General features: G+C 70.8%; 11 protein-coding genes, 1 tRNA gene and 1 pseudogene. 5 read left to right on the top strand and 8 right to left on the bottom strand.

Annotated features, from left to right (window positions below):
- On the bottom strand, positions 1-225 hold a 225-nt coding region (locus E1281_RS42905; protein ID WP_347813333.1), incomplete at its 3' end, for an MGMT family protein.
- On the opposite strand from E1281_RS42905, the gene E1281_RS42365 reads away from it, so the two are divergent.
- On the top strand, positions 131-511 hold the full coding sequence (locus E1281_RS42365; protein WP_243717755.1) for a DNA polymerase III subunit beta: 381 nt from the start codon (positions 131-133) through the stop codon (positions 509-511). The genes E1281_RS42905 and E1281_RS42365 overlap by 95 nt on opposite strands.
- 15 nt (positions 512-526) lie before the next feature.
- Here E1281_RS42365 and E1281_RS36410 read toward each other — a convergent pair whose 3' ends face one another.
- The gene (locus E1281_RS36410) at positions 527-1,090 is read right to left on the bottom strand and encodes an XRE family transcriptional regulator (RefSeq protein WP_131884250.1); all 564 of its coding nucleotides are present in this window, start codon (positions 1,088-1,090) and stop codon (positions 527-529) included.
- 221 nt (positions 1,091-1,311) lie between these two features.
- On the opposite strand from E1281_RS36410, the pseudogene E1281_RS41535 reads away from it, so the two are divergent.
- From E1281_RS41535 to E1281_RS36395, 4 genes and pseudogenes are all read left to right on the top strand, one after another.
- Positions 1,312-1,428: pseudogene (locus tag E1281_RS41535) on the top strand (methyltransferase); the annotation flags it as partial.
- Positions 1,429-1,434: 6 nt separating this feature from the next.
- The gene (locus E1281_RS42360; protein ID WP_279433685.1) at positions 1,435-1,710 is read left to right on the top strand and encodes an HIT family protein; all 276 of its coding nucleotides are present in this window, start codon (positions 1,435-1,437) and stop codon (positions 1,708-1,710) included.
- A gap of 108 nt (positions 1,711-1,818) precedes the next feature.
- On the top strand, positions 1,819-2,484 hold the full coding sequence (locus E1281_RS36400; RefSeq protein WP_131884252.1) for a phenylalanine--tRNA ligase beta subunit-related protein: 666 nt from the start codon (positions 1,819-1,821) through the stop codon (positions 2,482-2,484).
- A 17-nt stretch (positions 2,485-2,501) separates the two neighbouring features.
- Positions 2,502-3,365, top strand: a complete 864-nt coding sequence (locus tag E1281_RS36395) for an EamA family transporter (protein ID WP_243717754.1) — start codon at positions 2,502-2,504, stop codon at positions 3,363-3,365.
- A 12-nt stretch (positions 3,366-3,377) separates the two neighbouring features.
- Here E1281_RS36395 and E1281_RS36390 read toward each other — a convergent pair whose 3' ends face one another.
- From E1281_RS36390 to E1281_RS36365, 6 genes are all read right to left on the bottom strand, one after another.
- Positions 3,378-3,674, bottom strand: a complete 297-nt coding sequence (locus E1281_RS36390) for a winged helix-turn-helix transcriptional regulator (protein ID WP_279433684.1) — start codon at positions 3,672-3,674, stop codon at positions 3,378-3,380.
- Positions 3,675-3,805: 131 nt separating this feature from the next.
- Positions 3,806-3,893, bottom strand: a tRNA-Ser gene (locus tag E1281_RS36385).
- 10 nt (positions 3,894-3,903) lie between these two features.
- Complete coding sequence (tadA, locus tag E1281_RS36380; protein WP_131884251.1) at positions 3,904-4,341, bottom strand: tRNA adenosine(34) deaminase TadA; 438 nt, start codon at positions 4,339-4,341, stop codon at positions 3,904-3,906.
- Between the two features lie 112 nt (positions 4,342-4,453).
- Positions 4,454-4,891, bottom strand: coding sequence for a hypothetical protein (locus tag E1281_RS36375; RefSeq protein WP_131884246.1), 438 nt, complete (start codon positions 4,889-4,891; stop codon positions 4,454-4,456).
- Between the two features lie 112 nt (positions 4,892-5,003).
- Positions 5,004-5,489: a tRNA adenosine deaminase-associated protein gene (locus tag E1281_RS36370; RefSeq protein ID WP_131884245.1), complete on the bottom strand. Its 486-nt coding sequence runs from the start codon at positions 5,487-5,489 to the stop codon at positions 5,004-5,006.
- Positions 5,490-5,643: 154 nt separating this feature from the next.
- Positions 5,644-5,859 (bottom strand): hypothetical protein, encoded by a 216-nt coding sequence (locus tag E1281_RS36365; protein WP_131884244.1) that lies wholly within the window; start codon positions 5,857-5,859, stop codon positions 5,644-5,646.
- Positions 5,860-5,877: the final 18 nt, after the last annotated feature.

Genomic DNA, 5,877 nt, shown 5'->3' with positions numbered 1-5,877 from the left:
ATTTCCCATGTCGACGGCGAGCTGGCCGTAAGTGGCGGTGTCTCCGTAGGGGATCTCTTGAAGCAATGCCCAGACGCGCTTCTGGAAGGGTGTTCCGTGGAGGTTGAGCGGCAGGTCGAACTCTGTCCGCGTGGCGCCGTTCGTCGAGGCGATCAAGCGCGCCGCCCTCGTCACCGAGCGCGGCACCCCGATCCGGCTCGCCTTCACCGCCGACGAGGTCCGCATCCGCGCCGCCACGGGCGACTCCGCCCGCGCCAACGAGAGCCTCGGCGCCCAGCTCACCGGCGACGACATCGACATCGCGTTCGCCCCGCAGTACCTCCTGGACGGCCTGGCCGGCATCGACACCGAATACGCACGCATCGAATGCGCCGGCCCCACCAAGGCCGCCCTCCTCACGGCCATCCCAGATAAGAAGGACGACTCGGACGAGGGGGAGAAGACTCCTGACGACGACCAGTCCGACACCGGCTACCGCTACCTGGCCATGCCCGTCCGCCTGACCTCCTGACGCCTCCCTGCGGGCTCAAAGGTCGAGGACGGCCAGGATGAAGCGGACCTCGCGCTTGGTCGCGTTTCCGTAGGAGTGGGGCCGGTCTCCCACGAACACGGCGGCTGCGCCTTCCTCGACGAGGTCGGTCCGGCCGTCCACGCCGAGGGTCAGCGTCCCCTCCTGGACGTACACGATCTCCTTGGTGCCGGGGACGTGCGGGTCGCTCGCCCGCGACTCCCCCGGTTGCAGTTCCCAGCGCCACAGCTCCAGAGACGGCCGCGGGTCACTCCCGGCCAGCAGCGTTCCCTTCCCGCCCTTCTCGCCCTCCCACAGCACGACGTGCCGCTCAGGCCGGAACATCCGGACCGGCGGCTCCTCCTCCACCTGCACCAGCCGCGTCAACGGCACGCCCAGCGCGTCGGAGATCCGGATGAGCGTCCCCAGGTTCGGGTTTCCGCGTCCCTGCTCCAGCCCGACCAGGACGCCCTTGCTCCCCCCGGCCCGCCCCGCCAGCTCGTCCAGGCTCCATCCGTGCCCGGCCCGCAGGGCCCGGACGGTCCGCGCCACGGCCTCGCCGATCGCGCCCTGCCCGCTCAATCGTCCTCCAGCCCGTCGTGTCCCGATCGCGATCAGTGTCCCGCAGGCCCAGCCCGGGACCACAACGCGCGAGGCCGGTGACGGCCACCTGCCGTTCTACCCGCACGCCCGGGGACGCGACGCCCCATCATCGAACCGGCGGTGCCCCGCACCCCTCGGAGTGCCCGGCGCCGGTCGTCGCACCGGGTACGTCCCGGGGGGCCGTCGAGCAAGGAGGAGCCATGGGCGAGGGAGAGACCCGCTGGGGCGGGGAGCTGTGGGCGGCGGCCGACCTGGTGACCCCGATGGCCATCCGGGTCGCGGCGACGTTGCGGCTGGCCGACCACATCGCGGCGGGCGGCTACGTGCTCTCAGGAGTCATCTGGGAGATCTTCGAAGCCGCTCACGCTCAGGTCGCCGGCATGGTCCACCGGGTCGCCGCCTTGCTGAAGGCGACGCTAGCGCCGGATGGCATGAACGTCGTCCACTCCAACGGCGAGGCCGCGTGGCAGGAGGTCTTCCACTTCCACGTACACCTCGTCCCCCGGTGGCATGGCGACGACCTCCGTCTCATGTGGAATTCCGAGCCTGTTCCCCCTCACGACCTAGAACGGATCCAGCAGCGGCTGTCGATCGATTGACCTGGGTGGAGTTCCGGAGCGTGGTGGATTTCCGTTGGGCGCCACGAGCGGACGGTCGGTATGATGACATGCTGATGTCATTAAACTGACCGCCATGGAGGGGTGACGATGCTGGAGCGCGTCGTGGTAGACGAGGCCGTGCGGGAGTTGCGTCCCGACTTCGCCGTCCTCGTCATGACCGCCGAGGGCCTGGCGAACGGGCCAAGCGACCAGGAATCGGAGGGCTGGCTGGCCGAGGCCGCCGGCAAAGCGGACGCAGCCGATCCCCACGTCGAGGCGTGGCGCGACGCGTACCGGGCGTTCGGAGCGAAACCACAGCGGACCCGGCCCTCCGTGGACGCGCTGCTCCGCCGCGCCGACGCGCTCCCGTCCATCAACAAGGTCGTGGACGCCTACAACGCGGTCAGCGTCGAGTACGCGCTGCCCATCGGCGGCGAGGACCTCGACGCCTACCAGGGCCCCGCGCGCCTGGTCACAGCGACGGGGGACGAGCCGTTCGACGTGATGGCAGGCGGCGAGCCCGCCGTCGCGCACCCGAACGCCGGAGAGGTCGTCTGGCGCGACGACACGGGCGTGACGTGCCGCCGATGGAACTGGCGGCAGTGCGTCCGGACGCGGCTGACCGAGAACACGAAGAACGGCTTCTTCCTCCTCGAAAGCCTTGAGCCGTACCCGCTCGACCGCCTGACCGAGGCGGGCGACCGGCTCGCCGGGCGGCTCCGCGAGATCGCGCCGGACGTCCGGATCGAGAGCCGCCTGATCGGCGGACGGTGATGGTCACGGTCCTGGCTTTGAGCGCGGCGCTGGCCTACGGGGTGGCCGACTTCCTCGGCGGCGCCGTGACACGCAAGTCGACGGCGTTGAGGGCCCTGACCTGGTGCGTCCCGATCGGCCTCGCGGTCGTCGTGGCGTCCGCGCTGCTCAGCGGCGGCAGCCCGGCACCCGGCCCGATGGCCTGGGGTTTCACGGCCGGGCTGAGCGGCGGCGCGGGCCTGATCACCTTCTACCGGGCACTCGCACGCGGGCCGATGAACGTGGTGGCGCCGGTCTCCGCGCTGGCCGCCGCCGTTCTGCCGGTCGCCGCGGGCGTCGCGCGGGGCGAGCGGCTGGACACGTCCGTCCTCCTCGGCGTCCTGCTGTGCCTGGTCGCGATCGGGCTGGTCAGCATGGAAGCCGACGGCGGCAAGGAGGCCGCCGCGACGGCCACCACCGGATGGCGGCGCCTGCTGGAATCGGGCCCGGTCATGGCCGGGCTGTCCGGCACCTGTTTCGGGATCTTCTTCATCCTCCTGAAGGAGGCGGGGGACGGCACCGGGCTCTGGCCGATCGTCGGCGCCCGCCTGGGCAACGTGGCCGTCGTCGCCGCCGCGCTGCTGTTCCTGGCGTTCCGCGGCGGCGATCTCGGCCCGCGGATATCCGGACGGACGCTGATCGGCTTGGCGCTGTTGTCGGGCACCCTGGACGCGGGCGCGAACGTCCTCTACTTCCTCGCGGCCCACGGCGGCATGCTCAGCCTCGCCGCCGTTCTCACGTCCCTCTACCCGGCGATCACCGTCCTGCTGGCCAGAATCGCCTACACCGAACGCCTCCGCACCATCCAGCGCATAGGCATGGCCGTCGCCGTGGCCGGCGTCGCCCTGGTGACGGTCGGCTGAAATCCACGCCGATCAGCGAATCCGGTCCCACGGGATGGACTCGATGCGCTCGATGTTGTCCTCGCCCCACTGGCCGAGCGGCGCCATCGCGTCGTTGAGGGCATGCCCGAACTCGGTCAGCGAGTACTCCACCTTCGGCGGAACCTGGTGGTAGACCTCGCGATGCAGCAGGCCCGTGGTCTCCATCTCCCGCAGCTGCATGATCAGCACCCGCTCGCTGATGCCCGCGACCGCGCGCCGCAGCTCCCCGAAACGCAGAGGGCCGTCCTGGAGCGCGAAGAGGATCAACCCCTTCCACTTGCCCCCCATGACGGCGATGGCAGCGTCAAGCCCACAGGTGAACTCACGCTTCGTCTCTTTCATGAGCCAATACTTACATTTATGTCAGTACACGCAGAACCGCCCCGGTATTGCGCGTCGCGCGCCGGGGCGGTTCGGGTTGGCGGTGGTGGTGGGATTCGAACCCACGGAAGGTTGCCCTTCACACGCTTTCGAGGCGTGCGCCCTCGTCCACTAGGCGACACCACCGCGGGAGAGCCTACCTGACTCTGCGGTGCGTGAAGAACTCGGTGAGCAAGGCGCCGCACTCGTCGGCGAGGACGCCGGCGATGACCTCCGGCCTGTGGTTGAGGCGCCTGTCCCGGACGACGTCCCACAGCGAGCCGACCGCGCCCGCCTTCAGGTCGATGGCGCCGTACACGATCCGGTCCAGGCGGGCCTGGACGGACGCTCCGGCGCACATCGTGCACGGCTCCAGCGTCACGACCAGGGCGCAGCCCGCCAGGCGCCATTCCCCGAGGGCGGCCGCCGCCTCCCGCATCGCGATGATCTCCGCATGCCCGGTGGGGTCGGTGGACCGTTCGCGATCGTTGTGACCTGTCCCGATGACCTCGCCCGTCGCGTCCAGGACGACCGCGCCGACCGGGATCTCCCCGTCCTCGAAGGCCACGCGGGCCTCGCGCAGCGCCCGCCGCATCGGCGCCGTGAACGCCGCGACCACGGCGTCGCCCTCGCGTCCCGGGGGAGCCGGTTCGCCGGGCCGCGGAGTCGCGGCCGGCTCGGACGCGGGCTCGGGCGGGGGGCCGGGATCAGTCACGGAGGCGGTCGAACTCTTCGCCGAAGCCGGCGTGCTCGGCGACGGCGAGCAGGGCGTCGCCCGGGAGAGCGCTCTCCCCGAGGTCGCCGAGCTTCGTGGAGTCGAGGCCGAAGTCCTCCAGGAGGGCCGGGTCGCCGCCGGGGTCGCCGTCCGGGACCTCGCCCACGAGCTGCTGGAACAGGGAGCCGAGACCGTCCTCGCGGACGGTGGAGACGTAGGCGCGAGGCTCGCCCTCACCGTCCAGGCGGACGACCGCGAACCAGTCGTCGTCCTGCTCGATCAGCAGGACGACCGGGTCGCCGTAGGACTCGACGGCCGCCTCCCGCATCAGGTCGGCGATGTCGTCGACGTGCTCGGCCTCGGCGAGGATGGCCTCGGCGCCGACCCATCCGTGCGGGGTCTGCGCGAACACGGCGGCGAATGCGGACACGTACCAATTGTGACCCACGTGGTCGCCCCGGTCACAACCCCTTGGCGTCGCGGGATCGATCCAATCGCGGGTGAAATATCCACTATGTCCGGATGGTCGTGTCGTGGTGCCGTCAGGCGACGGCGTCCATGGCGCGTTCGAAGGCGGGGGCGAAGCCGATGCGGCCGGCGATGCTGAGCAGCATCTCGTCCGGGTAGAGCTCAAGGTCGCCGGAGATGGCGCCGAGCTCCATCTCGTCCAGTCCGAGATCGGCGAAGATGGACATGTCGCCTACGGGGAGGACCTGGTCGAGTTCCTCGTCCTCGGGGATCGGGATGTCCAGGTATTCCAGGACCTGGCCTGCGAGCGGCCAGTCGACCGAGGCCGTGACGTCCGACAGGAACACCATGACGTCGTCGCCCAGCAGGCGGATCGCCACGAAGAAGTCGTCGCCGACCGAGACCAGCCCGACCGTGCCGCCGAGGCTCGGCTGCTGGCGCAGGGCATGGACCAGCCCCGCGAGGTCCTCGGTCAACGCCACCGGGAGGATCTCGGCCTCCCAGCCCTCGTCTTCCCGATACACCACGACGGCGAAGTCCGTCGCGTCCACATCCGTCATTTCCACCCCACCGGCGCGTCTCCTGCCAGGGCATGGTCCCAGATGCGGAGGTCCCCGCGTGCCCCAACGCCAAACTGGGCGCCGCACCCGCCCGTGAAACCGGGAGTCAGTGCCGCGAACCCGTGCCCAGCGGAAGGAACGTACTCGATCCGCGTCAATTTATGCGGAAGGTGCGGCGGCGCAGCGCCGCGTGGATCCGGGCGCGCCGCGACCGGTGCGGCGTCACCCGGCGGCGCAGCTCACGGGCCTCGGCCAGTTCCCGCAGGAAGATCGCCCTGCGCCGCAGGTGCTCGCGGACCTCCTCGGGGGAGATGTCGCCCTGGGGTCCCGGACGCGGCGGGACGTCCTGCCCGGCTGTGACATCGGTCACCGGGGGCGCCGCGGTGTC

The sequence above is a fragment of the Actinomadura sp. KC345 genome, assembly GCF_004348515.1.
GTDB lineage: Bacteria > Actinomycetota > Actinomycetes > Streptosporangiales > Streptosporangiaceae > Spirillospora.
The sequence above is the reverse complement of the archived record's forward strand: the minus strand, read 5'-3'. Positions and strand labels throughout refer to the sequence as shown.

Bases quoted from the DNA above. Each gene is read 5' to 3' on its own strand.
- E1281_RS36400 (WP_131884252.1), top strand. From the start codon at position 1,819: ATGCTGGAGCGCGTCGTGGTAGACGAGGCCGTGCGGGAGTTGCGTCCC.
- E1281_RS36390 (WP_279433684.1), bottom strand. From the start codon at position 3,674: ATGGGGGGCAAGTGGAAGGGGTTGATCCTCTTCGCGCTCCAGGACGGC.
- tadA (WP_131884251.1), bottom strand. From the start codon at position 4,341: ATGCGGCGGGCGCTGCGCGAGGCCCGCGTGGCCTTCGAGGACGGGGAG.
- E1281_RS36370 (WP_131884245.1), bottom strand. From the start codon at position 5,489: ATGACGGATGTGGACGCGACGGACTTCGCCGTCGTGGTGTATCGGGAA.